Annotated in this window: 26 protein-coding genes and 1 pseudogene; 11 read left to right on the plus strand and 16 right to left on the minus strand. The window is 68.3% G+C overall.

All coding sequences use genetic code 11. The annotated features are described in order from the left end of the window. Nucleotides 1–66 precede the first annotated feature (66 nt). Both AB0J87_RS61495 and AB0J87_RS61500 read right to left on the minus strand, forming a co-directional pair. The gene (locus tag AB0J87_RS61495; protein WP_363984896.1) at nucleotides 67–342 is read right to left on the minus strand and encodes a hypothetical protein; all 276 of its coding nucleotides are present in this window, start codon (nucleotides 340–342) and stop codon (nucleotides 67–69) included. Between the two features lie 318 nt (nucleotides 343–660). Further along, a pseudogene (locus AB0J87_RS61500) lies at nucleotides 661–861 on the minus strand (integrase core domain-containing protein); the annotation flags it as partial. A gap of 574 nt (nucleotides 862–1,435) precedes the next feature. Between AB0J87_RS61500 and AB0J87_RS61505 the strand changes: the two are divergent. Further along, nucleotides 1,436–1,885, plus strand: coding sequence for an NUDIX hydrolase (locus AB0J87_RS61505; protein ID WP_363984898.1), 450 nt, complete (start codon nucleotides 1,436–1,438; stop codon nucleotides 1,883–1,885). A gap of 163 nt (nucleotides 1,886–2,048) precedes the next feature. Here the strand turns inward: AB0J87_RS61505 and AB0J87_RS61510 are convergent, their stop codons facing one another. Continuing rightward, on the minus strand, nucleotides 2,049–2,300 hold the full coding sequence (locus AB0J87_RS61510) for a hypothetical protein (RefSeq protein WP_363984900.1): 252 nt from the start codon (nucleotides 2,298–2,300) through the stop codon (nucleotides 2,049–2,051). A gap of 838 nt (nucleotides 2,301–3,138) precedes the next feature. On the opposite strand from AB0J87_RS61510, the gene AB0J87_RS61515 reads away from it, so the two are divergent. Beyond that, nucleotides 3,139–3,477 (plus strand): hypothetical protein, encoded by a 339-nt coding sequence (locus AB0J87_RS61515; RefSeq protein ID WP_363984902.1) that lies wholly within the window; start codon nucleotides 3,139–3,141, stop codon nucleotides 3,475–3,477. 78 nt (nucleotides 3,478–3,555) lie between these two features. Here AB0J87_RS61515 and AB0J87_RS61520 read toward each other — a convergent pair whose 3' ends face one another. The 8 genes from AB0J87_RS61520 to AB0J87_RS61555 form a co-directional block, all read right to left on the minus strand. Beyond that, on the minus strand, nucleotides 3,556–4,632 hold the full coding sequence (locus AB0J87_RS61520; protein ID WP_363984904.1) for an XRE family transcriptional regulator: 1,077 nt from the start codon (nucleotides 4,630–4,632) through the stop codon (nucleotides 3,556–3,558). 597 nt (nucleotides 4,633–5,229) lie between these two features. Further along, the gene (locus AB0J87_RS61525; protein WP_363984906.1) at nucleotides 5,230–5,661 is read right to left on the minus strand and encodes a transcriptional repressor; all 432 of its coding nucleotides are present in this window, start codon (nucleotides 5,659–5,661) and stop codon (nucleotides 5,230–5,232) included. Nucleotides 5,662–5,690: 29 nt separating this feature from the next. Next, a complete protein-coding gene (locus tag AB0J87_RS61530; RefSeq protein WP_363984908.1) occupies nucleotides 5,691–6,938 on the minus strand; it encodes a pyridoxal-phosphate dependent enzyme in 1,248 nt (415 codons plus the stop codon). Beyond that, nucleotides 6,935–7,288, minus strand: a complete 354-nt coding sequence (locus AB0J87_RS61535) for a cupin domain-containing protein (RefSeq protein ID WP_363984910.1) — start codon at nucleotides 7,286–7,288, stop codon at nucleotides 6,935–6,937. The genes AB0J87_RS61530 and AB0J87_RS61535 overlap by 4 nt, the downstream gene beginning before the upstream one ends. 16 nt (nucleotides 7,289–7,304) lie before the next feature. Next, nucleotides 7,305–9,098 carry an ABC transporter ATP-binding protein gene (locus AB0J87_RS61540; protein WP_363984912.1) on the minus strand — a complete coding sequence of 598 codons (1,794 nt, stop codon included), beginning with the start codon at nucleotides 9,096–9,098 and terminating at the stop codon, nucleotides 7,305–7,307. Beyond that, complete coding sequence (locus AB0J87_RS61545; protein ID WP_363984914.1) at nucleotides 9,095–10,009, minus strand: ABC transporter permease; 915 nt, start codon at nucleotides 10,007–10,009, stop codon at nucleotides 9,095–9,097. The genes AB0J87_RS61540 and AB0J87_RS61545 overlap by 4 nt, the downstream gene beginning before the upstream one ends. After that, on the minus strand, nucleotides 10,006–10,983 hold the full coding sequence (locus AB0J87_RS61550) for an ABC transporter permease (protein ID WP_363984915.1): 978 nt from the start codon (nucleotides 10,981–10,983) through the stop codon (nucleotides 10,006–10,008). Before AB0J87_RS61550 ends, AB0J87_RS61545 begins: the two co-directional genes overlap by 4 nt. A gap of 25 nt (nucleotides 10,984–11,008) precedes the next feature. Beyond that, nucleotides 11,009–12,706, minus strand: a complete 1,698-nt coding sequence (locus AB0J87_RS61555; RefSeq protein ID WP_363984917.1) for an ABC transporter substrate-binding protein — start codon at nucleotides 12,704–12,706, stop codon at nucleotides 11,009–11,011. Between the two features lie 712 nt (nucleotides 12,707–13,418). On the opposite strand from AB0J87_RS61555, the gene AB0J87_RS61560 reads away from it, so the two are divergent. Further along, nucleotides 13,419–14,156, plus strand: a complete 738-nt coding sequence (locus AB0J87_RS61560) for a hypothetical protein (protein ID WP_363984919.1) — start codon at nucleotides 13,419–13,421, stop codon at nucleotides 14,154–14,156. A gap of 177 nt (nucleotides 14,157–14,333) precedes the next feature. Continuing rightward, nucleotides 14,334–15,296, plus strand: coding sequence for a cation diffusion facilitator family transporter (locus tag AB0J87_RS61565; protein ID WP_363984921.1), 963 nt, complete (start codon nucleotides 14,334–14,336; stop codon nucleotides 15,294–15,296). A gap of 140 nt (nucleotides 15,297–15,436) precedes the next feature. On the opposite strand, the gene AB0J87_RS61570 is transcribed toward AB0J87_RS61565, so the two are convergent. Beyond that, the gene (locus AB0J87_RS61570; protein WP_363984923.1) at nucleotides 15,437–15,931 is read right to left on the minus strand and encodes a DinB family protein; all 495 of its coding nucleotides are present in this window, start codon (nucleotides 15,929–15,931) and stop codon (nucleotides 15,437–15,439) included. A gap of 157 nt (nucleotides 15,932–16,088) precedes the next feature. Here AB0J87_RS61570 and AB0J87_RS61575 point away from each other — a divergent pair, with 157 nt between their 5' ends. Beyond that, complete coding sequence (locus AB0J87_RS61575) at nucleotides 16,089–16,451, plus strand: BlaI/MecI/CopY family transcriptional regulator (protein ID WP_363984925.1); 363 nt, start codon at nucleotides 16,089–16,091, stop codon at nucleotides 16,449–16,451. Next, nucleotides 16,448–17,317 (plus strand): M56 family metallopeptidase, encoded by an 870-nt coding sequence (locus AB0J87_RS61580; RefSeq protein WP_363984926.1) that lies wholly within the window; start codon nucleotides 16,448–16,450, stop codon nucleotides 17,315–17,317. Before AB0J87_RS61575 ends, AB0J87_RS61580 begins: the two co-directional genes overlap by 4 nt. A 461-nt stretch (nucleotides 17,318–17,778) precedes the next feature. Here the strand turns inward: AB0J87_RS61580 and AB0J87_RS61585 are convergent, their stop codons facing one another. Further along, nucleotides 17,779–18,729: a cation diffusion facilitator family transporter gene (locus tag AB0J87_RS61585; protein WP_363984928.1), complete on the minus strand. Its 951-nt coding sequence runs from the start codon at nucleotides 18,727–18,729 to the stop codon at nucleotides 17,779–17,781. Between the two features lie 198 nt (nucleotides 18,730–18,927). Between AB0J87_RS61585 and AB0J87_RS61590 the strand changes: the two genes are divergently transcribed. Further along, nucleotides 18,928–19,248 (plus strand): metalloregulator ArsR/SmtB family transcription factor, encoded by a 321-nt coding sequence (locus tag AB0J87_RS61590; RefSeq protein WP_363984930.1) that lies wholly within the window; start codon nucleotides 18,928–18,930, stop codon nucleotides 19,246–19,248. A gap of 7 nt (nucleotides 19,249–19,255) precedes the next feature. Here AB0J87_RS61590 and AB0J87_RS61595 read toward each other — a convergent pair whose 3' ends face one another. The 3 genes from AB0J87_RS61595 to AB0J87_RS61605 all read right to left on the minus strand — a co-directional run bounded on the left by AB0J87_RS61595 (nucleotide 19,256) and on the right by AB0J87_RS61605 (nucleotide 21,958). Then, nucleotides 19,256–20,449 (minus strand): MFS transporter, encoded by a 1,194-nt coding sequence (locus AB0J87_RS61595; protein WP_363984932.1) that lies wholly within the window; start codon nucleotides 20,447–20,449, stop codon nucleotides 19,256–19,258. Continuing rightward, a complete protein-coding gene (locus AB0J87_RS61600; protein ID WP_363985028.1) occupies nucleotides 20,449–21,504 on the minus strand; it encodes a PLP-dependent cysteine synthase family protein in 1,056 nt (351 codons plus the stop codon). Before AB0J87_RS61600 ends, AB0J87_RS61595 begins: the two co-directional genes overlap by 1 nt. 76 nt (nucleotides 21,505–21,580) lie before the next feature. Beyond that, nucleotides 21,581–21,958 (minus strand): hypothetical protein, encoded by a 378-nt coding sequence (locus AB0J87_RS61605; RefSeq protein WP_363984934.1) that lies wholly within the window; start codon nucleotides 21,956–21,958, stop codon nucleotides 21,581–21,583. 146 nt (nucleotides 21,959–22,104) lie between these two features. On the opposite strand from AB0J87_RS61605, the gene AB0J87_RS61610 reads away from it, so the two are divergent. The 4 genes from AB0J87_RS61610 to AB0J87_RS61625 all read left to right on the plus strand — a co-directional run bounded on the left by AB0J87_RS61610 (nucleotide 22,105) and on the right by AB0J87_RS61625 (nucleotide 25,222). Beyond that, on the plus strand, nucleotides 22,105–22,677 hold the full coding sequence (locus tag AB0J87_RS61610; RefSeq protein ID WP_363984936.1) for an MFS transporter: 573 nt from the start codon (nucleotides 22,105–22,107) through the stop codon (nucleotides 22,675–22,677). A gap of 118 nt (nucleotides 22,678–22,795) precedes the next feature. Further along, nucleotides 22,796–23,335, plus strand: a complete 540-nt coding sequence (locus tag AB0J87_RS61615; protein ID WP_363984938.1) for a copper chaperone PCu(A)C — start codon at nucleotides 22,796–22,798, stop codon at nucleotides 23,333–23,335. Beyond that, nucleotides 23,328–24,557, plus strand: coding sequence for a Dyp-type peroxidase (locus tag AB0J87_RS61620; protein WP_363984940.1), 1,230 nt, complete (start codon nucleotides 23,328–23,330; stop codon nucleotides 24,555–24,557). The genes AB0J87_RS61615 and AB0J87_RS61620 overlap by 8 nt, the downstream gene beginning before the upstream one ends. Next, on the plus strand, nucleotides 24,554–25,222 hold the full coding sequence (locus AB0J87_RS61625; RefSeq protein WP_363984942.1) for a copper resistance CopC family protein: 669 nt from the start codon (nucleotides 24,554–24,556) through the stop codon (nucleotides 25,220–25,222). Before AB0J87_RS61620 ends, AB0J87_RS61625 begins: the two co-directional genes overlap by 4 nt. The last annotated feature ends 329 nt before the right edge of the window (nucleotides 25,223–25,551 follow it).

Here is a 25,551-nt window from a genome sequence, read left to right on the forward strand (position 1 = left end):
CCTTCATCGACGGCAAGCTCGTCGAACGTCCCGCAGACTCGCCCGTCCCCACAGCCGCCTAGGAACTCACGATCCACAGGTCTTGACTATTGCTCGGAAGTTGCGGGCGGACTGAGTGGTCCACTGGCCTGTGGGATGAGCGGTGACGCCGAGCAGGTGGGCGCGGCGACTGCCGTGCTCGATCATGACCAGGGCATACAGGCGTTTGAGGTTGATGGTGTCCACATGCAGGAAGTCGACGGCGACGATGTGCTCGGCCTGGGCGGTCAGGAACTGCTTCCAGGTTGACCCGCTACGGCGCGGGGCGGGGTCGATCCCGGCCTGGTTCAGAATGTTCCACACACTGGAAGCAGCGACCGTGTGACCGAGGCGGGTCAACTCGTCGTGGATACGTCGGTGGCTCCAGGCGGGATTGTCGGCGGCCAGTCGGCGGCCATACGCAGAACAAGGCCTTACCGCCGTTGCAGTCGGAGGCCGGCCGGGGCAGCGACGCCGACTGTAGTCCCACTTCCTCGCCACGAGCTTGCGGTGCCAGGCCAGCAGCGTGGCCAGAGTGACTGAGAAGATCTTCGCCCAGCGATGGCGGGGTATCAGATGCGAGAGCGCCTATGCCGTGCCAAAACTCGCACACTGGCTCCCACCTGGTGTTTCACAAGATCCCTAGGCTGCTCTCCGGTACTCGTTTATCAACCCTCCGACAGCCTGTCGGCGCTGAATCGGAGCAGTCAGGTCGATCACCGGGCCGACTTCATTCATCGGCGGCTTCTGGTCCAAGGCCTGATGAGGGCGATGATCGTTATAATGCCGCTCATACTCAGCCAGGACAGCGCGCAGGTGCCGTTCGCCAAAGACCAGCAGTCGGTCGAGGCACTCTGCGCCTGCCGAAAATCACGTCCATGCACGTCAGGCAGACCATGCATCGCATCCGAGGTCCGCTGCGAGCCATCCTGCCTGTGGACGCAAATGACCAGGCGATGGCTGCTCGGTGGTTGCTCGCACACGTTCGATCCGCCGTAAAGTTCGAGTTCACCACGCAAGCCTGGCCCCAGACAGCCGCGCCGAGACGGGGGCAAATGGCACATTGCGCCGATGGTCAAGAACGCATGATTGCTCGGTGGTTGCTCGCGTGTACGCGATACAGCACGGCACGCGTCGGCACAGACCGACACGACGACGGGGATAATCCAGCCACGACAATACAGAACAGCACTTCATGACACTGAGCGACATCAACCGAGGATTCTCATAATCCGTGGGTCGTGGGTTCAAGTCCCACCCGCCCTACTCTTCAATACCGCGTTCGACCTGGGGTTTCTCGGCTCTCATCGGCCTCTGGATCTCGATTTTGGTCATGCGCCCGTGTGCCCAACCCTCCGGCCACCACCACCAGGCTGATCTCGGCACGTGACACGACCTCGTGGGATAGCGTGCCCGGGTGGTGAAAGTGAGGGTCACCGGCGTCGTCGTCGAAGACGATCGGATCTTGCTCCTTGACCAGGACACCGACACCGGCCGCTCGTGGTCGCTGCCCGGCGGGAAGGTCGAGGAGGGTGAGAGCCTCGCCGACGCCCTCGCCCGGGCGATGCGCGAGGAGACCGGCATCCAGGTTCAGGTCGGCCGGCTGCTGTACGTGTGCGACCACCTGCCCGGTGGCGGAACCCACGTCGTGCACCTGACGTTCGAGGCCACCCGGACCGGCGGCAGAGTCGGCGCGGTCGCCGAGGGCGCCGAGGGCGCCGACACCACGCCGATCCGCGGCGTGCGGTTCGTGCCGCTGGCCGACCTGCCGGCGACCGGTTTCTCCTCGCGTTTCGTCGAGCTGGCACGGGCCGGATGGCCCGGCGCAGGCTCCTATATGGGCGCCAAGTCCAACATCGGCCTGTGACCGTGTGAACGGGCCAGCAGGTCGACCGGCATCGGACGGTCCGGATCGTCCGCGATGAGGCGGATGCCGACGCCGCGGGAGCGCCAGGAAGTTGGGGTTGTCAGGCCAGTGCGTATCGCGCATCTCCAGGTGGATGGCGCTGCGAGTGGTGGCCGTGAGCAGCTCAGGGAACGGTGGGATCTTCTGCTTCGAGTTCGAGGAGCTTCTCCAGGACGAGTCTTCTCATGCGACGCGGAATGCGAACCCCTGACTCCCCTGAAGAGATCCCACTGCTTGCTTGCAGTTGCGCAAGGTCGTCAGGGTCGGTGATCGTCTCCCCGACAAAAGCCAGATCACCGGTTTCCTCGTCCAGCTGCATGGCCGGGCAGTGGCCGCCGTCGGTTTGGGGGTCGATCACAAGGAAGTGTAGCCGCATGAGCCCTCCCAGCCGCCTGGTGTGCCGGACCGTGGCACACACAGCGGAAGCCTGAACGCGGGCACGGAAAGCGTCAAGGGAAGCAATCCCCATGGTCCCGGTCACGCGCTAAAAGTCGTCTTGGCTGCGCTTCGCGGCTCGCTCCCGTCGGAGCTGCATTGCTCCCGCGATCCGTTGACCGAGGGGAACGATCTCCAGAATCTCTACCTTCAGCATGTCTTCGGGCTTGCAGCGCATGACGGCGCGACATGTCCACGCCTGTGGGCTTGTCTCGGGCCCAGACCCGCATGCCGGGCGCACCTGAGTCAGGGAATGATGAGCGGGGTAACGTGGCTGTATGAGAGGTGGGTCTAGATAGTTGGGGATGTGCGCTCCAGCCCCTCAACCGCTCCGTTGATTTCCCGAAAGGAGCGAATCCATGATCTTCCCGTACTACATGTCCGCTGCGAGGATCTTGCCCGTGGCCATAGAACCTCCTTGGCCAGGGCCGCGGCTGAGGCCGAGGAGGAGGGACGGCGGTGGCAGCAGCCGCCGTTCCATCCGCCGTCGTCGCCGTTGAGCGAGGATTGGATTGGCACGGGTTTCACTCCCGCGGGTCCCAGCATGTCGACCTGGTCACCTGGCGTGGTGGCCAGGTTCGTGCTTTAAGGCGTGTCGCAAAAAGTAGTTGAGCAGGCATCTTCCGCGTATGGGTGGGGCGTTACGGGCTGACCTTTTGTGGGTGGGACGTTCACTGGGCTGCGGATGAGCCGGTTTCCAGCGACTGCTGCGAGGGGTGCAGGAGCAAACCGGTGAACGCACTCGTCACCTCGCCGACGGCGACCACCGAGAGTCGCTCGTGGCTGACCCCGTCGGCAGGGCGCCCGAGCGTGTTCGGCAGTATCGAGATCGACGATCCCGTCGATGCGGCGTTCCCGGCGCGGCCTCGCTGGAGGAGTACCTCAAGTCCATCCGCGACGCTTCCGACTTCGTCCTGGAAGAGCGTCAGAGAGTGGCGGCCGGCGGCGGTGCGCCCGGCTATGTGCTGCGTAGTTCCTACGTCGAATATGCCTCCGACATGGAAAGCTTCCCCACTGGCGAAACCGTGCTGTTCGTTGTCACGGGACATGGTCAGCTGCTCAAGGTGCGCTACATCTGCGCACTGGTTTTGAGGAAGCCGCCATCTGCTCTGTCATGAAGTCGGTGGTGCCGATGTGACCGCGCATCCCCCGCTCGAAGGACTGGCCAGAACGACGATCACGCCCGGACTGCTGGTCTAGGGAGTGCCGGCCTCCGCGAGGAAGAAGTCGATGAACTCGTCCTCATGCAGTCCGGCAAGACACGCAAGGTCTGCCACTGCCAGCTGCCGCTCCTGCTGCAGATGCCGAATCAAGGCCGGGATCAGGGCCGGTTTCTCCGGCGGAAAAGTCTGGGGTTCCGCCGTGCGGTATCCGAGTGTGGACAGCTCGATGGTCAGCTGGCGGTGACGCCAGCCACTTACTGCCCCCAGGGTCTGGGCGCGTCGGAGGAGTGTCGCCATCGACACCCGCCAAACTTTCTTCAGCTCGTAGAGGCGATCAAGATCGATATGAGTCCTGAGGTCGGATTCGATGTCACGGGCGGGCAGCAAGAACTCTGCGGCGAATTGGTCCGCCTGCTGCTCTTGGAGGCCGTTCGGAACGACGTGCATTGCCACATGTCCGAGTTCGTGACTGAGCGTAAAACGCTGACGGTCGGCAGGTGCAAGGGCGTTGACGATGAAGATCGGATTTTCTCCCTCAGGCCACTGACTTACCGCGTCGAGCTCACGCCCTGCCAGTGGACGCCGAATAACCAGACCTCCGGCTGACTCGATGGCGCCGACAACGGATTCGATCGGGCCGGGAGGAAGATCCCACCTGGCGCGGAGCGTCTGCGCCGCATCTTCGGCGGTCTCGCGGTCATCCACCTCGATGCGCTCGAACAGGACGGCAGGACGTACCTCTACTGCCTGCAGAAGATTACGGAGTTGCAGCCGAACCAGATTGAGTTGAGCATGAACGGTCCGCAGCGAGGTCGTGGCGAGCGAGGCCTTCTTGCGGTGGTGAATGAGTCCGACACCCGCACCCTCGGCATCACCGTCGAAGCAGAGGAGGTGGGGCGTGTAGCGGAGAGCTTGCGCGTAGAGCGCGAGCCGGTCGCCGAACACTGCCAGGCGGCCTGACTCCGCCTTACTCACGTAACCCTGGCTTACCACTCCCTCGCCATCAAGAGCCTTCGTCATAGCTTCGGCAACGTCCGCCTGCGTCATGGCCCGCGACTCACGAGCCAGAACGAGCATGGATGGACGTGCGCTCTCCGTATCAACGCCCATGACACCACCTCCATCCATGCCTCAAACCACCACGAAACTGCGGATGTGTTCTGGATCGTCTCTGTTGGGCCCCTCGACGACACCGTTGCGCCTAGAGATCGCCCTGCGTTCTCAACCGCCGACCTGACAGCCGCCGACGTGTCGCCCGCTCGTACGAATCGATTGCCGAGGTGAATCCCCTCGAGATTGGCCCTGCGATCAGCGCGATTGATCAGGCTCTACGGGCTGCTCATTGCTCGGCGTGGCAACTTGGGCTGGGGCTGTGCCTGCAGCCAGTCGCATCGAAACCATCGAGCCTATCGTGAGGCGGTCAAGGTAAGCATCGCACTCGACGTTAGTTTCCCAGGTCAGCGCGTAGAAACCTGGCTGCGTCGCGAGCTGTTCGATTGCCCTGCCGACGGGCCGGGACGTACGTCGGTGGGGTTGGTGGCCGCCCGTTCTCGGGTGCTGGACCAAGCAGGCACCCGAATACGGACTGCCCCAGCGGCTCACGACAAGGGCGGGAGGCGGCCTCACCTCCCAGTACCGGCGCCCGATCAGCGCGATCGGGCAGGGCGGCGCCGGCTGGTGGCGCCGCCCTGCCCGTACTCCCCAGAACTAACCGCCCGCGCCGCGCTCGTCCGGTGCGCATGACTTGCACCGTCCGTAGATGACCAGCTGGCGCACGTCGGCGGCGAACTGACAATCTCTGAGCATCGCCGCGAACGCGGAGTCCAGCAGGTGCGGGTCGGCCTCGTAGATGACGGCGCAGTCTCGGCACACGAGATGCACATGATCGTCATAGCCGCCTATGTGGTAGGTGGCGTTGTGCCCGACGTGCGTGTGGTGGACGAGCCCGATCTTCTCCAGCAGATCGAGCACTCGGTAGACGGTGGACAGGCTCACTCCGGCGGCGTCGGGCAGGACCTGCGAGACCTGGTCGGGAGTGGCGTGGCCGAGGCGTTCCAGCGCGTAGTAGATCTGCTCGCGCTGGAAGGTCAGCCGGTATCCGAGCGCTCGGATACTGCCGATCCCGTTGGGGGGTTCCATGGGTTGAGCTTCCTTCCTTACCGGGGTGGCTACACAGGCAGCCCCTGCCGATGCAGCTCACGCCGTATCGAGGTCCAATCGGCGTCCCCCGCCTGCCACGTCCCTTGCCCGACGTTCTTGTCCTTGAATCCGCTCGAAGTACACAAACAGACGATTGGCCCATCAAACCGGGCACCGGACGCGATCATCTGGCGCAGTCCGGCGACGCCGGCGGACGCGGACAGTTCCTGCCACATCCCCGCGCGGGCCAGCTCCCGCTGCGCCACCGCCATCTCCTCGTCCGTGACCCGGATCGCCTGGCCGCCGCTGTCCCGCACCGCGACCGTCGAGCGGTAACCGCTGACCGTGGTGCCGATGGCGTAGGCGGAGGTGTCGGCGCTGGCGACTGTGGTGGCGGGCAGTCCCAGGTCGAGCGCCCTCGCCAAGGGGGCTCGCGCGGCGGGCTCGCACGCGTACATCCGTGGCAGCCTTGAGGTGAGGCCGAGTTCGCGAAGCTCGGCGAAGCCCTTGTGGACGCCGTACAGCAGCTCACCGTACCCGGTCGGCACGAACACCGCCTCGGGCGCGGTGCGGTCGAGCTGGAGGAACAGCTCGTAGGCGATGGTCTTGTAGCCCTCCACGCCGAACGGGTGCCCGGTGTGCGTCGTCGTCAGGTTGCTCACGGGGTGGTAGTGGAGCCTGCTGACGATGGCTCGGAGCACCTGCCAGCGTGCCTCGCGTTCGACGACGATCACCGCGGCCCCGTACGCGGCGAGGAACGAGCCGATCGCCGGGGGCATGCCTGTGGAGGTGATGACCACGCACGGCAGGCCGAGGCGAGCCGATAGCGCGGCGGCCGAAGCGCCGTGGTTGCCCGAGGAGGCCACGACCACTCCGGGTGCTCCGGTCAGGGCGGCGGCGCTGATCGTGCAGAGGTTGAGCCGGTCCTTGTGGCTCCAGGTCAGGTTGCGGCTCTCGTCCTTCAACAGGGTGCCGGCGCCCGTGAACCGGTCGATCGAGGGAACCGACAGCAACGGGGTGTCACCGATGCCGAGGTCCAACCGGTCATCGAGCGGCGGCAGCAAGGGCGCCCAGCCGTGCGGGCCCGCGGACGGCCGTTCCCGCTGGAACAGGTCAAGCGGGACGGCCTCGTAGTCGTAGGTCACCTCGACCGGGAAGCTCACGGCTTTGGTGCTGGTCTTGGGGCAGCCGGACGTCAGCGGCGGCCACAGGGGGTACTCGATCGCGGGATCGCCCATCGAACGCTGGGCGATCGCCGCGGACGCGACGGCCGTCATTTGAGCGACACGTAGAAGGTGAGCACCGGCTCCTCCGGTCGGTCGGACCAGATGGTGTGCGGGATCCCGGCCTCGATGACGAAGGCCTGACCGGCGGCGACCTCCAGCCGTTCGGTCGGCGTACGGACCACGCCGGTGCCCTGCGCGACGTAGTAGAACTCGGCGCGCGCGTGCCCCTCCCCGAGCAGGTCGGCCGAGGGCTCGTCGACCGGCGCGCGGTACTTGTAGGCGACGAGACCGGCGACGGCGCCGAGGTGCGCGCCGCAGGTTTCGGGGGTCAGCAGCCGCCAGATCCTCCTGGCGTCGGTGTCGTGCGGCACCACGTCTTCTGAGCTGAGTACGGTGGGCATGTCGTCCTCCTCGTGACTAGGCGGGGGAAACGGGCAATGATCTGTTCGCCGGGAACCAGCACGCGGCCGCGTGCGTGCCTGGCGACAGGGCGGGCAGGTCGTGGTGGCAGCGTTCCCGGGCCAGGTGACAGCGTTCGTGGAAGGCGCATCCGCGAGGGCGGTCGAGCGCGGACGGCGGCTCGCCCGGCAGCAGGACCCTCGCGCGGCGCGCCGACGGGTCGGGGGAAGGGACGGCGTCGAGCAGGGCTCGGGTGTAGGGGTGCCGGGGATGTTCCAGCACCTCGTGAGCCGGCCCGGTCTCGACGAGCCGTCCCAGATACATGATCCCGATGCGGTCGCAGACCTGCCGGAGCACGGACAGGTCGTGGGAGACCAGGATGACCGCGACCCGCGTCTCCTCGGCGAGACGCCGCAGCAGGCGGACGATCTCCCCGCCGGTGGACCGGTCGAGCATCGACACCGGCTCGTCGGCGAGCAGCACGCGCGGCTGGAGCACCAGCGCTCGTGCGATCGCCACTCGCTGCCTCTCGCCGCCGCTGAGCTCGTGGGGGTGGCGCCCGGCGTACCTCTCCGCGGGCCTGAGCTCGGCGGCTTCCAGGGCCGCCGTCACCCTGCGCTCCACCTCGTCCGCGGGCAGCCGCAGCTGGGCCAGGAGCGGCTCGGCGACCTCGCGGCGCACGGTGAAGCGAGGATTCAGGGACTGGTACGGGTCCTGGAACACCAGCTGGACCTGTGATCGCAGCGGGCGCCAGTCCGGGTCTCCGGCGCCGAGCGTCGTCCGGCCGATCCGGACGTCGCCGCCGGAGATCCCCGCCAGGCCCACCAGGGCCGAGACCAGGGAGCTCTTGCCACAGCCGCTCTCGCCGGCCAGCCCCATGATCTCGCCCTCGCGTACCAGCATCGACACGTCGTCGACGGCGGCCACCTGACGGGTTCCGCGCAGCGCGGCCAGGCCGCGGCCCGTCGCGTAGCGCACCCGCAGCCGGTCCAGGCTGACCGCGACAGGTATGGTCTCGGCCTCCTGCCGGCCGGGCTCGCTCCGGCGGGCCGCCGTTTCGTCCAGGAGCCGCCGGGTGTAGGCGTGCCGCGGCGTGCCGAAGACGGCCGCGGTGGATCCTGCCTCGACGGCGACTCCGTCCTTGAGCACGATCACCCGGTCGCAGATCTCGGCGGCCACTCCGAGGTCATGGGTGACGAGCAGCATGGACAGGCCCAGCTCGCGCCGCGCGTCGGCGAGCAGCGCCATGATCCGGTCCTGCACGATCACGTCCAGCCCGGTGGTCGGCTCGTCGGCGACCAGCAGGTCCGGTTTGAGCAGGGTCGCCATGGCGATCAGGGCGCGCTGCCGCATACCGCCGCTGTACTGGTGCGGGTACGCCGCGGCCCGGTCGGCCGGGATCCCGACCCGGTCCAGGGCCTCCCTCGCCAGCGCCATGGCCTGCTTGCGCGGAGTCCGCCGATGGATCCGGATCACCTCCGCGAGCTGCCGGTCGACCCGCTGGACCGGGTCCAGGCAGTTCATCGCCGCCTGCGGGACCAGGGACAGCCGCTCCCACCTGAGCCTGCGCAACCGCTTCTCCGGTACGGCGGCCAGGTCGGTGCCGTCGAAGTCGACCTGTCCGGATACCCGGGTGCCCCTCGGGAGCAGCCTCAGGATCGCCTTGGCGGCGGTGGTCTTGCCCGAGCCTGACTCCCCGATCAGGCCGAGCACCTCACCCGCGCCGATGGAGAACGACAGATCGCGCAGGGCGGCCCCCTGACCGGCGGGGTATTCCACCGACAGGCCGCGCACGTCCAGGATCGAGCTCACGGCATGACCTCCAGGCGACGTCGTTGCACGGACTCGTGGGCGCGGCCGAGGAGCGAGAGGGCGAAGACGAACAGCATGATCGCCAGGCCCGGGAACAGGGGCCACCACCAGGCGCGGCGCATCTCCTGCGAGGTGAAGGCATCGAACATGATCGTCCCCCAGGAGACCGCGTTCGGCGGGGCCATGCCCAGGAAGCTGAGGCTCGCCTCGGCGAGCACGGCCTCGGCGACCAGCAGCATCCCGTAGAGGAGCGCGAGCGCGGCGACGTTCGGTGCGATGTGGACGTAGAGGACACGCCTCCGGGAGGCCCCGCTGACCACCGCTGCCTTGACGAACGAACGCTCCTTCAAGGTCAGAACCTGGGAGCGCACCACCCGGGCGGTGGTCCGCCAGAAGAGGGCGGCGATGGCCAGGACCAGTACGGTGTCGGAGCGGCCGAAGATGCCGACGAGCACCAGCGCGAGGGGCAGGAACGGGATGGCGTAGGCGCTGTCGGCCAGTCGCATGAGGACCGCGTCCACCTTGCCGCCGAGGTAGCCGGCGATCAGGCCCACGTTGAGCCCGATCAGCGCGGTGGCGAGGGCCGCGATCCCGGCGATCGTGAGTGTCCTGCGGGTGCCCCAGACCACCTGGCTGAAGACGTCCCGGCCGAAGTTGGTGGTCCCGAACGGGTGGGCCGCGCTGGGTGGCAGCAGCCGGGCGAGACCTCCCTGCGGGCCGCGAACGCGCTCCAGCGGACCGTACATGGAGATCACCGGGGCGAGCGCGGCGATCAGCAGGAACGCGCCGACGATGACCACGGCCACCCGGCCACTGGGGGTCGACCACAGCGTGCGGCCCATCTGCAGTGCTCCCGCGGCGACCCTGCCCCGCCGCATGGAGCCGCGCACCGGCACGGACGGGCTGATCATGCCAGCCTCACTCGTGGGTCGAGATACGCGTACAGGACGTCGATGACGGCGTTGACGGCGACGGCCATGAGCGCCGTCAGCAGGAAGACGCCCTGCATCATCGGGTAGTCGAAGGTGTTGACCGCGTCCACGATGGTCCGTCCCATGCCCGGCCAGGAGAAGATGGTCTCAATGATCACTTGACCTCCGATGATCACTCCGGTGAGCGCCGGCATCAGGCTGACGACCGGGAGCAGGGCGTTGCGCGCCGCGTGCAGGTACGTGGTCCGCGCGCCGGACATGCCCTGCGCGCGCTCCAGCGAGATGAAGTCCTCGTGCATGACGTCGGCCATCGCGGTTCTCATGGTCAGCAGTGGCTCCGGCACGAGGTAGAGGGTCATGACGGTGAGCGGCAGCAGCAGGTGCCACCAGAAGTCCGGCGAGGCGAACAGGGCCGGCCCGGTGTCGGCGGATCCCTGGCCGGGCGTGGACATGCCGATCGACGGCACCCATTCGAGGCGGTAGCTGAACAGCAGCAGGCCCAGGGTCGCGGTCCAGAAGACGGGCGACGCCTTGGCGACGAACGCCCCGTTGCGCAGCAGCGCGTCGAACGGCCCCCGCCGCCTGGCGGCGACCGCGCCGAGCGCCGCCCCCAGCACCAGGGCCAGCGTGATGGCGGGCACGACCAGCACGGCCGTGTTGAACAGCTTGCCGAGCAGGATGCCGCTGACGGGCTGCTTGTACTGGAAGGACATGCCGAGGTCCCCCTGCAGCAGGCTGCCCAGATACCGGGTGAACTGGACGGCGAGCGGCTGGTCCACGCCGTAGCGCTCGCGCAGGGTCTCGGCGACGGACGGGTCGAGGTCCGGCCCGACCACGGCGGCGCTGGGATCGCCCGGCACGGCCCGGAAGAGCAGGAAGGTCAGCGGGACGATGATCACGATGGTGATCGCCATCTGCGCGATTCGCCTGATGGAGAAGTGCAGCAGCGCCATGGGGGCTCCCTTGCCGAGCGGCCGTTCAGCCGGCGACGTCGTTGTCGCGCAGCCGCTTGTCGGCGTCCGCCTTGGGGTAGTACAGGGCGCCGGCGCGGTCGAACGCGTAGCCCGCTTGGCGTAGCTCGTTCATCGCCGCCTGAAGGTCGTAGGGGAACGGCTTGAGCGAGGGGTCGTACCACTTGGTCAGCGTGGGCGCGATCGCCGATCCCGCCGGCTTGCCCTGACCGTCGAGCACCACGTCGATGATGTCCTGCACGGGGACGAGGTAGGACAGGGCACGCCGGAAGTGCCGGTCGTCGAACGGCGCCTGCCGCATGTTGTAGTGCAGCCCGGCCCAGCCGAAGCTCTCCACCGGGATCACGGTGATCCCGGCCTTGCCCTGCAGCGAGCCCAGCTGGGCGACGCTCTGGATGTCGCCGAGCATGTCGATGTCTCCCTGGGCCAGGCCGCCGACCTCGGCATCGAAGCTGCCGAGCACGGTCATCACGAGGCCGTCGACTTTCGGGGCCGAGAAATGCCCCTTGTTCGGGGCGAATCGCATCTCCGCGCCGAGCTTGCGGCCGGCGAAGGTGAAGGGCCCGGACCCGACCGGGGCGTCGTTGGTGAACTTCGCCGGGTCGTCCACGTCCTTCCAGATGTGCTCGGGAAGGATCGGCATCTGAGCCAGCACGGTGGGCACGAAGCTCGACGACGAGTCGGCCAGCGTGAACTCGACCGTTTCACCCTTGGCCCGCACCTCCCGCACGCCGGCGAGCTTGGGGCCGAACAGGGGCGACTTCTTGTCGATCAGGTAGTTGACGGTGAACGCCACGTCGGCCGCGCTGACCGGCTCCCCGTCACTGAACCGCATTCCTGGCCGCAGGGTCGCGGTCACGCGGTCTCCGCTGACCTTGATCGATGTCGCGGCCCAGTCACGCAGCTCGCCGTCCGGTCCGATCCGCACCAGGCTGTCGTAGATGTGTGACAGCGGCAGCTGCGCCTCGGTGGTCTCCAGGGTGACCGGGTTCAGCGTGGGCGGCTCGTAGATGGTGCCGACGACCAGCGTGCGCTTGTCGGTCTTCGGTGCGGCGTTGATCGAGTTCCAGATGTTGAACACCGGGTAGCCCAAGGCGCCGCGGATGCCGTCCCACCTGTCCGACCGGTACGCGCCGCCGACGATGACATGGGCGAACGGCCGGACGGGCTGCTGCTCGTACAGCAGGGCCTGGGCCTTCTTCACCGCGTCGACGCGATCGGCCTCGTTCGTGGCGAGCTGCTGGGCCTTGTACAGCGCGTCGTACTCGCTGTTGCGGTAGCCGGAGACGTTGGAGCCCGCGGTCCCTCCGCTGGCCGAGGTGAACCTCGCCAGGAGGTTGTCCGGGTCGAGCCGGTCGGGAGTGGGGTCGTAGACGACGAGGTAGGCGTCGAAGTCCTTGCTGGTGAAGGCCCGGCGGGTCACCTCCGCGCCGCGGACGGCGAGCAACTCGGCCGGGATGCCCGCCTGCTGCCATGCTTCTACGATCAGGCGGGCCTGCTCGTAGCGCCGCGGATCCTCGGCCGAGGTCTTGGTCAGTAACTTCACGGCCGGCACCCGCGTGCGGCCGGACACGTCGTCGGCGATCGGCTGGTATTTCGCCGCACCGGGGTCGCCCGCACCTTGAGCGCCGCTGGTGCACGCACCACAGGCCAGTGCCAGCGAGCCCGCCAGGGCCAGGCTCAGCATTCTTCGGAATGGGCGCACTTCGACTCCTCTCGCGTGGGGGCGCGATAGGCGGTGGGGGCACCTGTGTTGAGGGAACGCGGGACGGCATGACTTCATCAGCCGAACCACAAATACAATTGTCGGGGAAATGAATGAATCATGGCGGCGATACCGCCGCACCCGAAGACCTTCTACTCAACGTAGATTGCACGCGAATCGCATGTCAACATAGGGTCTTAAGATGGGAACGGTTCCCAACTGCGAGGAGCGCGCCGTTTAACTCCATATTTCATCCGGATGACAGAGAGACTACCTCGGCGATATCCCACACGGGGCCCATCTGGCAGGGTCGTGCGCACTGGAGAGGACCTGCCCACCGGTAGCGGGCTCGAGCATGCAGGTGCCCCCACCAGGGCAGGACGAGGTCACCCGAGAGTCGATATGTCAGGAGATCTTGATCGGGTAAGCGATATTACCCTATGACATGCTGCATATCGGGACAAAATCAGAGCTTTCTCGCGCGTGTTTCCTGCTCGACGAAGGCCCATGAACGCTGGATGCATCTCGCATCTGCCTCCAGCTCCCTTCTCGCATCAAGACGCTCTTGCGATGGCTGCGCAACTGTACACTGCACGCAGATGCCGCCTATTCCGATTTAACTGTATTGATTATCGAACCCTTGCGCGTTCCACAAAAGTTGAGCTTAACTCCAGACATAGGCGCGTTTACGCTGACTGGAGGAATACAGATAATGCCCGAACGTGTGCTGCTTATTGGCGTGTACGGGATGGAACTGGTGGAGTGCGGAGGAGCCCTGGCGGCCAACGTCGCCGCGGGCGGCCAGTCGTTCGCCACGCTCATGCTGTGCCGCGAGCGCATGCGCGCGGATGTGAGCAGGGCGGCGGACGTGCTCGGCGTCGAGGTCGACTTCCTGGGGTTCCGCAACGGGTTCGTGGCGGTGGACGAGGAACACAAGCGCGCCCTGGTCCGCGCGATCCGCACAGTCCGCCCGACGATCGTCATCACCCAGGACCCCGAGCACTCCCTGGCCGATCTCGACCCTGACCGGCGACCCGCGATGACACTCATCCTCGAGGCTCTGGGGCTGGCCTCCAGGAACTTCGCCGAGGACGACGGCCTGAAGCCGCATCCGGTTCCGACCATCTACTACATGACCCCTTCGCGTCCCAACTGTGTGGTCGACATCGCCCCTCACTGGCAGCAGAAGGTGGCCGCGATGGGCATGCTCGAGTCGCAGATGGAGTTCTCCGGGCGCCACTGGACCGAGCAGCTCACCCCTGCCGACCTCGAAGCCCTGGTGCCCGGCTTCGCCGCGTTGGACAGCGACCTCGAGCGCGGGCGAGCTGTCCATCAGGCCCTGGACAAAGCGGTGCACATCTACCACGGCATCGGTCATCACGGACGTTACGCCTTCGCGGAGCCCTACCGCCGGGAAGGCGACTTCCACCTGCCCACCTTGGTCCGCTGACGGCGATCGGACATCTCCATGACGCAACAAGACCAGCATTCAGCGCGCGAGCACGACCGCGACCACGGACACGAGACCGGACACGGACACGGACATGGCCACGCCCACGAGACCGAACATGGGCACGGGCATGGGCACGGACATGGGCACGGGGCCGGCCGGGGCCTCTGGTCGGGGGTGCGGCACCTCTTCACCCCTCATTCCCACGACGCTTCGGATTCTCTGGACGACGCGCTGGAGGCCAGCGGCGAAGGCATCCGTGCGCTGAAGATCAGCCTGATCGGGCTCGGCGTCACCGCCATCCTGCAGGTGGTGATCGTCGCGATCAGCGGATCGGTGGCCCTGCTGGCCGACACCGTACACAACTTCGCCGACGCCCTCACGGCGGTGCCGCTGTGGTTCGCCTTCGTCCTGGGGCGGCGTGCCGCCAACCGCCGCTACACCTACGGCTACGGCAGAGCCGAGGACATCGCCGGGATCTTCATCGTGCTGACCATCGCGGCGTCGGCCGCCCTGGCCGGCTACGAGTCGATCAAGAGGCTCTTCGATCCACAGGAAATCACCAACGTGGGCTGGGTCTTCGCCGCGGGTCTGATCGGCTTCGCGGGCAACGAGCTCGTAGCCGTCTACCGGATCCGGGTCGGCCGTCGCATCGGCTCGGCCGCCTTGGTGGCCGACGGCCTCCATGCCCGTACCGACGGGCTCACCTCCCTGGCGGTGGTGTTCAGCGCGGCCGGCGTCGCGCTGGGGTTCCCGCTGGCAGACCCCATCGTCGGGCTGATCATCTGCGCCGCCATCGTCATGGTCCTGGTCACCGCCGCCAAGGAGATCTATCGGAGGCTGATGGATGGCGTGGATCCGGCGCTGATCTCCCGCGCCGAGGAGGTCCTCTCCTCCGTGCCCGAGGTCACCGCGGTGCACACCATCCGCATGCGGTGGGTCGGGCACCGGCTGCGCTCGGAGGTGTCCATCCAGGCCACCGAGAGCCTCTCCTTCGCCGAAGCTCATCAGGTCGCCGATCAGGCGAGAGATGCCCTGCTCCACGGCGTACCGAAACTGGTCGATGCCCTGGTCCACGTCAGCCCTGCCACTCCTCCGCCGCCCGTCATGGCCGACGACACCGCAGCCCTCCGCCTGTGAGGCCCGTCCCGCCTCGCAGGCGGGACAGCCGGCCGCTCATCAACGCTCGGGCTGCCACCGGCGGCCGTTGAATCGTGCGCGATCTGCTGCCGCGCCGCCCGAGCGAGTCCAGCCGGTGACCGCAGAGCCGGAGCCGGCCACTACCGTCCGGTCGTACCGTCGATCTGTTCCCGCAGGATGTCGGCATGGCCGGCATGCCGGACGGTCTCGCTGGTCATGTGGGCAACGACCCACCGAACCGAGTGGAACGTGCCCTCGACCGCTATCGCGACAGGCTCGCCGAGGTCGCCGACAGACCGGATCGCGGCGTCGCTGGCCGCGATCGCCGTGCGGTAGTCGGCCAGGACCTGCTCGGACGCGCGACCGGCCGATACGTCCATGCCGACGTCCCCAGGATCGTCCGACTCCCGGCCGGCGACGTGATACCCGAACCAGAGCCGTTCGGCGAGAGTCAGGTGATGGACCAGGCCCAGCAGCGTGGTCCCCGATTCCACCAGGACCCGGCGCAACTGCTCCTCGGTCATGCCGTCGGTCTTCTTCATCACGCATTCCCTGGCGAACGACAGGAAAGCCATCGCGGTGTCCAGCTCACCGCCATCATTGCGGGGCACCGGGCGGCGCTGGGTCTCGGCCATACATGGGAATCTAGCGGCACCCCGCCGGCACCGCGTTGAGTTACAAGGCGCATGAACACGGCGTATGGTCCTGAACACAGTGTTCCGAATCCCGGAGGCCTTGATGCCGACGGCAGCAACGGACCGCAGGGTGCGGTGGGTCGAGGAAAGAGGAGCGATGTCGCGACGGAAGCTGGGACAGCTCGAGGCCGAGGTGCTGGCCGTGCTCGCCGGCGCCGACGGCTTTCTGCCGCCTCAGGAGATCTGTGATCGGCTGGACGGCGATCCCGCCTACACCACCGTCAACACGATCTTGTTCCGGCTGCTCGACAAACGCCTGGTGGAGCGGACCAAGCAGGGGCGGGCCTATGCCTACCGGCTGACCGCCGACGAGTCCGGGCTCGCCGCGGAGCGCATGTTCGGTCACCTCCGCCTGGCGCATAACCCGTCCGCAGTGCTCAGCCAGTTCGTCCACGGTCTGAGTCCGCAGGAGGAGGCGGCCCTGCGCGCACTGCTCGAAGGATCCGGAAACGACACGTGAATCTGGAGATCTACCTTCCCGTCGCGCTGCTGGCCCTGACCAACATGCTCATGGCCTGGCGGCAGCCGCGCATGCACCCGGCCTGGCACGCGCGGGTGCTGGTCGTGCTCACCGGCGCCACGGCGCTGACCGTGCTCGCCGTACTGGTGTTCGTCATCATGATCGCGGCGGGCACGCTGAAGGCGGCCGATGCCACCGTGATGGGCAACGTCCTCATCGACCACGGGCAAGTGCCCGCGCCCGTGGGCGGCGTCGCGATCGCGGCACTCCTCCTCATCACCGCCGCCGTCGTCCACGCGATCGTGCGCTGGCGCGGGGAGTTGAGGAAGGCAAGGGCTCTCGGCACGGGCGTCGTAGCCGACGAACACCCCTTCGCCGTCGCGGTGCCCGGAAGAGAAGGCGGAGTGGTCCTCTCCAAGGGCCTGATGACCCTGCTCTCACGGCGTGAGCTGGAGGTGGTGCTTCGGCACGAGGCCGCGCATCTCAAGCACCGCCATCACCTCTACCTGATGGCCGGCGCCCTCGCCACGAGGATCTTCCCGGCTCTCGTCTATCCATACCGGACGCTGGCCTACGCTCTGGAGCGCTGGGCCGATGAGGACGCCGCCAAGGCCGTCGGGGACCGGGTCCTGGTGGCACGTACGATCGCGCGAGTCGCCCTGGCGCAACCGGCGTCGTCCCCCAGCGCGTACCCGGCTCTCACCGGCTCGCACGTCACCCGCCGGGTCGAGGCCCTGCTCGGACAGACCCCACCGGACAACCGCTTCACGGGCCCGGCACTCCTCGGCGGCGCCTGGATGGCCACGGGAACCGCCATCTCACCCACCCTCACACACCACGCCACTTTCCTGGTGCTGCTGCTGTGAGCACCTCAGAAGGAGGCCACGAAGGTCGAGGCGGCGTACATGACCAGGATGAGGCCGACGATCACCAACACCGCGACGCCGACCCATTCGCACAAGCCGTACCATCACAGGTTGAGATCATGCACGGCCTGCTGTGCCGCCTGTCGCTCGGCAGGCGGGAAGAAGTCCCTGCGGGCGATCCGCCGCAACGTGACGCGGAGCTGACCCGCGGTACGCGCCCGCCGTGCCGCTCCGGCCTCATGAACGGCCGAGGCCCTTGGCGATGACCCTCTGATACTTGCGGGCGCCGTGCTGGCCCTGCGGCGGCGCACTGCTCGCCGCCGCATCGCCGCACCCGCACCCGCACCCGCACCGAGCTGAACCGCCCGCCCAGTATGCACAGCGTCCGCTGGTTGCCAGGCTCGAAGTGAAGCCGCCCAGGCCGGAGGGACATGCCTCGTGACAAAGATCGATGGACACCACTAGCGATGCGTCAGCAGAAGCGCGTGGTGATCCGTCCCGTGCGGGCCGTCGGGGTCGGCGTGCACGGTGGCGGCGTTCAGCCTCGGCAGATCGTGGATCAGCCGGTGTTCGGCCGCCACGGCCACGGCGTGCGCCTCGACCAGCGACAGCTCGTGATCGACCTGGATGTCCACCTCCGCGCGCATCGCGTGTCCGATCCAGCGCAGCCGTACGGATCCCACCCGCCTGACGCCGGGCACCGCGGCCAGGATCTGCTCGGCCTGCTCGACCAGCGCCGGGTCGACGCCGTCCATCAGCCGGTGGTAGATCTCGCGGGCCGCGTCGCGCAGCACGAAGCAGATGGCCACGGTGATCAGCAGCCCCACGATCGGGTCGGCGATGGGGAAGCCCAGCGCCGCGCCGCCGGCGCCGATGAGCACGGCCAGCGAGGTGAAGCCGTCGGTACGCGCGTGCAAGCCGTCGGCCACCAGCGCGGCCGAGCCGATCTCCCGGCCGACCTTGATCCGGTACCGGGCCACGAGCTCGTTGCCCAGGAACCCGACGAAACCGGCGCCGGCCACCCAGGCGAGCGCCTCGACGTTCTGCGGGTCGATGAGGCGCTTGACCGCCTCGTAGCCCGCCAGCCCCGCCGACGCCGCGATGAGCAGCACGATGACGATGCCCGCCAGGTCCTCGGCCCGGCCGTACCCGTAGGTGAAGCGGCGCGTCGCCGCACGCCTGCCGAGCGAGAACGCGATGGCCAGCGGGACGGCCGTGAGCGCGTCGGCGAAGTTGTGCAAGGTGTCGCCGAGCAGCGCGACCGAGCCGGAGTAGGCGACGATGACCGCCTGGGCCACGGCGGTGACCATGAGAGCGGCGAACGAGATGGCCAGCACCCGCATGCCGCGACTGCTGGACTCCAGAGCCGCGTCGGTCTTGTCCGCGCTGTCATGGCTGTGCGGGGTGATCACGTGCTTGAGAGAGCCCAGGGCCCGCTTGATCCCACGGTCATGCCCATGGCCGTGACCGTGCCCATCACCGTGACCGTGCCCATGTCCGTGTCCGTGACCGTGCTGATCCGACATGTCTGCCTTCCTTGCCTGAAACGACTCGCCACGGCAGTATATGTAGCCATGTACGCACGCGACAACGAATCAGGTGCCAACTCTGTGCAGGAGCAACCGACTGACAGGCAGGTCAGAGCGGCTGTCGATGCCTTCCGCCTGCTCAGTGACGGCACCCGGTTGCGGCTGATGTGGCTGCTGTCGTCCGGCGAGTACGACGTCACCAGCCTCGCCGAGGCCATCGCGGTCGCGCGGCCCTCGGTCTCCCAGCACCTGGCGAAACTCCGCTACGCGGGGCTGGTGGAGACGCGCAGGGACGGGCGTCGCGTGCTGTACCGGGCACGCGACGCCCACGTCCGCTCGCTCATCAAGGAGGCCCTCTTCCACGCCGACCACGAGGTGTCAGGCATCCCCCGGCACGACTGAGCGAGCCTCAACGGCCGGCGTGAGCCGGCACGGCTCTGACCGTGAGCACCCCTCCGCGGTTCAGCATGCCCACGACCAGGGCGCAGAGCGCGCCGAGGACAGCAAGCGCGACCCACACCCGGCCACTGCCGAGCAGGGCTCCGACCAGCAGGTTCCCCACGGTGATGCCGATCCCCGCGACGGTGTTGTACAGGCCGTAGTGGGTGGCGACGAGCCGCTCGCCCGACAGAGCCACGACGGTGTCCATCTCGAACGGGTACGTCAACGCGCCACCCAGGGCCAGCAGCACGACGCAGGCGATCACGGCAACCGTGCGCAGGCCGCCCGGAGCGGGCACCGTCAGGGGCACGAAAGCGAGCGCCATGAGCGCGACCCCGCGCACCACGGCCTGCGGCCCGCTCCACCGGCCGCGCGCCCACTCGGTGATCCGCACCTGCCCGGCGATGGCCACCAGCGCGGACACCACGAACAGCACGCTGACCGCCCCCCTGTCACCGAGCTCGAGCGGCAGGGCCAGATACACCTGGAACGACAGCACGTACGAGCCGGCCATGGCCAGCGAGAACAGCAGGAACGGCCGGTTCCCCGCAACCGCACGCCAGTCGGCCAGCACCCCCGAACGCGCTTCGGCCCTGGCCCGGCACGGCGGCAGAGCGAGCAGCTGCAGCACCGTGAGCAGGGCGAAGACGGCGGCCGCGGCCCCGCACACGAGCCGGAAGTCGACCGAGACCAACGCCAGCCCCAGCAGCGGGCCGATCAGGATGCCGGCCTGGTAGAAGACGTTGAACAGGGCGAACGCCTCCACCCTGCGCTCCCCCGAGTCATGCGCCAGGTAGGCGCGTACCGCCGGGTTGAACAGGGCACCTGCGAACCCGGTCAGAGCGGAGGCGGCCACCAGCGCGGGCACCGCGTCCACGAACCCCAGCAGGGCGAACCCCGCCGTCCGAAGCAGGCAGCCCGCGATGATGACGGGCCGGTAGCCGAGCCGGTCGGCCAGCGTGCCGCCGAGCAGGAACAGCCCCTGCTGGCTCAGATTGCGCACCCCGAGCACGAGCCCGACCGTCCAGCCCGCCAGCCCCAGCCCACCGGACAGGTGGCCGGCCAGGTACGGCATGAGCATGTAGAAGCCGATGTTGATGGCGAACTGGTTGACCATCAGCAGCCGGGCGCTGCGCTCGTAGGAGACGAACCGCCGCCACATCAGCGCATCACCATGCGGGTCCAGCGCGTGGCCTCGGCCTCGGCGGGATGTTTGATCTCGTCGGGCTCCTCGGCGGGCGGCCGTCCGAGCAGGTCATGCTCGGCGCAGTAGGTGTCGTCGTAGACGGTGGTGTAGTAACGCGCGGGCCCGTCGGGGAAAACTGCCGCGATGCGGCAGCCCGGCGGACAGGTCCTGGCCAGCCAGGAGGCGACCACGGTGACCGCGCCGACGCTCCAGCCGCCGGTGGTGTAGTGGGTGGCGGCCAGCGTGCGGCTGGCCCAGACGGCCTCGTGCGGCGCCACCCAGTGCACCTCGTCGAAGGCGTCGTGGGCGACGTTGCGCGGGTGGATGCTGCTGCCCAGCCCGCGCATCAGGCGTGGCCTGGCGGGCTGGCCGAAGATGGTGGAGCCGGTGGCGTCCACACCGACCAGGCGCAACTGCGGGTTGTGACCACGCAGCGCCTTGGCCACTCCGGCCGAGTGGCCGCCGGTGCCGACGCTGCACACCAGCACGTCGATCCGGCCGAGCTGGTGGATGAGCTCCCGTGCCAGTCCGGCGTAGGCGGCCACGTTGTCGGGGTTGTCGTACTGGCGCGGGCAGTAGGCGCCGGGATGCAGGTCGAGCAGTTTGGCCACCCGATCCAGACGGGCCTGCTGCCATCCACCCACCGGGTGCGGGCGCTCCACGGTGTCCACGCGGGCGCCGTAGGAGGCCAGCAGGCGCTGCACGATGGCCTCCATACCCGGGTCGGTGACGACGGTGACCGGGTGACCATGGACGATGCCGGCCAGCGCCAGGCCCAAGCCGAACGTGCCCGAGGTGGACTCGACGATCATCGCGCCGGGAGCCAGCTCTCCCCTGTCGCGGGCGCGTTCGACGATGTGCAGAGCGGGCCGGTCCTTCAGCCCTCCGGGGTTGGCGCCTTCGAGTTTGGCCCAGAAGCCCTGCCCGGCCGGGGCGAAGGGTTCGCCGATCCAGGTCACGGGTGTGTCGCCGACCAGGAGGGCCAGCGCGGGCGTGGTTGTGGGTGTGGAGACAGATGAGATCGATGACATGACGGACACACGCTTTCTCCCGCGTCCGTGCGCGGGACGTTATCGGCTGAGGACAGACCTGGGTGCAGGCGTGTCCTCAAGGCCGATAGACCTCGAGCGTGTGATGTTGGACGGCTCGCTGCCGATGGCCGCATTTGGGAACGTGTTCGGGTGGCGTGGGGCCGGGCCGGCCTGCGGGTTCGAGTGCCGCAGGCGGCAGCGGTGCGAGCAGGGGCATCGCCTTGACGGCGGCGGCCTTGCCGGCGGGCAGCAGGAAGGTGCCTCCGTGGCCGTGGTCGACCTGGTGGTCGTGGTCGTCGCCGTGCTGGCAGACGACCGAGGCAAGCGGCCTGAAGGGCTCCTCCTCCGCGGCCCTGGCATGTGCCCACAGATGGGCGATCACCAGCAGGCCGAGCAGCACGGACAGCCACGCCAGCCGGCGTGGCCCGCTCCCCACTCTCACCTGTGCGTACATGACTGATTACGGATCGTAACAGCGACCGAAAAGGCGTCACACCTCGGGGTCTGCAAGCAGGCGTGAACCGCCCCGTTACGCGCTGCGTATCCCCGTACATGCGCGCCAGCGGCTTCGGCAACGCATGGCTGTACGATGATGGCGCCATGCCTACCGCCGCCTCAGCCACCGCGCCGCTGCGCGTCGTTCGTGCGGCGGCGTTCGCGGTGGTCGCGCTCACGTTGGGTGGTCTGGCGCATGTACTCGCCGGTGGCTCGGTGTCACTCGGCGCCGCGCTGGCGGCGTTCGCCGTCTCTTTCCTTCCCGCCTGCCTGCTGGCAGGCCGCGAGCGTGGCCCGGTCGCGATCGTGGCCACGCTGACGCTCGCCCAGGTGGCGCTGCACCTGCTGTTCTCGGCCACCGAGGTCGTGGGGGACGCGGCGGCAGACATGCCGCATACGCACACGGGGCTCATACCCAGCCTCGGCATGCTGATCATGCACGGCTGGGCCATCGTGCTGACCTCGCTCTGGCTGTCCCGCGGCGAGGCGCTGTTGTGGTCACTGCTGCGCCGGCTGGCCGTACGGCTGCGCATCGTCGTCGCCTTCCTCGTCGATCCGGCGGGTCAAGAACCGGTCCCCACGCCGCTCCCCCAGCCCGCGACCCTGCGCACCCTGCTGCTCGAACACGAGCTGAGCAGGCGGGGCCCTCCCACCGCCATCTGCACGCACGCCGCCTGACCCAGTCGCAGCGCGGCCGTTTCGCGATCCCTTCCCACACCCCTTCGCCATGGGGTGCTTCCGATGTTCTCCGAACCGGAATCGCTTGCAGAGCAGTGGCTTGAAGAAAGGCCCCTTGATGTCCCCCCGTACGACCATCGTCGTCCTCGGCATGGCCGCGGCGCTGTCCGCCTGCGGCACCTCTCAGGCGGCTCCTGCCGCCGTCAGCGCACCGTCCGCCTCGCCCGCCCGCCCTGCGGGCGCGGCGGCGCTGGCCATCACCGACCCCTGGATCAAGACCTCCAAGAAGGGCATGACAGCGGCCTTCGGCACCCTCGTCAACAACTCCGACGCCGACATCACCGTGGTCTCCGGCACCACCCCTCTCTCCCCGAAGGTCGAGCTGCACGAAGTGGTGCAGTCCAAGGGGAAGATGGTGATGCAGCCCAAGAAGGGCGGGTTCGTGATCCCCGCCCGCGGCTCCCATCAGCTGCAGCCCGGCGGCGACCACATCATGCTCATGGGCCTGGCCAAGGAGGTGGAGCCAGGCGCCCAGATCTCCTTCACGCTCACCCTCGCCGACGGCGGCACGTTCTCCTTCACCGCGCTGGGCAAAGACTTCGCCGGCGGCAAGGAGGACTACCAGCCGGGCATGGACATGAGCGGCAGCGATGACTGACCGACCGAACCCCTCCGTGCGCGGCGTCAGCAGACGCGGCCTGCTCACCGGGGGCACCGTGCTGGCGGCGGGCGCCGTCGCGGCGGCCAGCGGCCCGACGGTGCTCCCTGCCGTACAGGGTGCACAGCGGGTATCGGCCGCCGTGCCCGTCGATGGGACGGCCGTCGAGCCGTTCCACGGCCCGCACCAGGCAGGCATCGCCACACCGCCGCAGGCACACGCCGTGTTCGTCGCCTTCGACCTGCGCACCGGCGTCGACCGCGAGGCCCTGTCGCGCTTGATGCGCCTGCTGACCGACGACGCCCGCCGTCTCACCCAGGGACGGCCGGCACTCGCCGACACCGAGCCGCACCTGGCGGCACTGCCCGCCCGGCTCACTGTCACCTTCGGGTTCGGCCCCGGCCTCTTCGAGGCCGCCGGGCTTTCCGAGCGGCGCCCGGAATCGGTGCGTGCCCTGCCCGCGTTCGCCGTGGACAAGCTGCAGGAACGATGGACCGGCGGCGACCTGCTGGCGCAGATCTGCGCGGACGACCCGCTGACCGCCAGTCATGCGGTACGCATGATCGTCAAGGACGCGCGTTCGTTCGCGCGTGTCCGCTGGACCCAGCGCGGGTTCCGCCGCGCCGCCCACTCCCAGCCCGGCGAGGTGACCCAGCGCAACGTCATGGGCCAGCTGGACGGCACGGTGAACCCCACGCCCGGCACTCCGGACTTCGACCGGGCCGTCTGGTCGGCCGACGGGGTCTTCCACGGTGGCACCACGCTGGTGCTCCGGCGTATCCGGGCCGAGTTGGAGACGTGGGACGCCGCCGACACGACCGCCAAGGAGTTCACCATAGGCCGGCGCCTGGCCGACGGCGCTCCGCTGACCGGCAGCCGCGAGCACGACGAGGCGGACTTCACCCGGCTCACCGCGACCGGATTCCCCGTCATCTCCGAGTACGCCCACATCCGGCGCGCCCGCGTCGACGATCCCAGCCTGCGTATCCTGCGCCGGGTCTACAACTACGACGAAGGCGTCAGCCCGGACGGCAAGGCCGACGCAGGACTGCTGTTCGCCTCTTACCAGGCCGATGTGACCCGCCAGTTCGTCCCCATCCAGCGGCGCCTGGCCGAGGCCGACCTGCTGAACGAGTGGACCACGCCGATCGGCTCGGCCGTCTTCGCCATCCCGCCGGGCTGCGACCCCGACGGCTGGATCGGACAGGGCCTGCTGACATGAAATCGACCCCCAACGCGCCGTTCTTGCCTTTGAAAAGGTTCACCATGATTCATCGCTCCTTGCCCATCCGCCTTCTCGTGCTACTGGCGATCACGCTCGCTGCAGTCGCCGGTTTCGGGGCTCCGGCGTTCGCGCACGCCGGGCTCAAGTCCAGCGATCCCAAAGACAACTCAACCGTGGAAGAGGCGATCTCCAGCATCGAGCTGGTCTTCACCGAGGACATCAACAGCAAGTACGTGACGGTGGTCGTCACCGGTCCCGGCGGCGCGAAGGTCGCCGACGGCAAGCCGGAGGTCAAGGGCGAAACCCTGACCCAGGCACTGAAGCCGGACCTGGCCAACGGACGCTACGCGATCGCGTTCCGGGTGGTCTCCGCCGACGGCCACCCCGTCGCCGAGGAGCTCCACTTCACGCTCAAGGCTCCCACGCCCGAACCCACCCCCACGGACACGGCCGGCGCGAGCACCTCGCCTGAGCCGAGTGCGGCATCGCCGCTGCCGCCGTCGCCGACTCAGGTCACGGCCACTCCTGCCGCCGCCGACTCCACCGGCAACGGCGGTGGAACATTCCCGATCGTCCTGCTCGTGGTGGTCGCGCTGGTGGTCGTCGTCGGCGTGTCCGTCTTTGTAGCAGGCCGAAAGCGCGCCGGCAGCTCGAAAGCATGACGACAGCGCCCGTGCCTCTGGGCACGGGCGCTCCCAGTCCGACACGAGCATCAGGAGCTGATCCCGGCGGCGGCGCGAACGCTGCTGTGGATACGGGTGCTCAACCAGCTCGGCTCCTAAGCCCTGGCCTTCCTCGCGGTGCTCACCGGCCCCGAGCTGGCGCCTCGCCGCCCTGGCGAGCTTCGGGATCGCCGCGCTCACCTCTGGATCGGAGCCTTCCTGCTGGACCGGCTGCCCCCGCGGACCATGCCATCCCAGGCGCGGTAGTCCTGGTGGGCCTGGCGTTCGAACTGTACGAGCCCGCCACCCAGGAGCTTCTCGCCCGCGTC

The organism is Nonomuraea sp. NPDC049625 (genome assembly GCF_040675285.1).
GTDB classification, from domain to species: Bacteria; Actinomycetota; Actinomycetes; order Streptosporangiales; family Streptosporangiaceae; genus Nonomuraea; species Nonomuraea angiospora_A.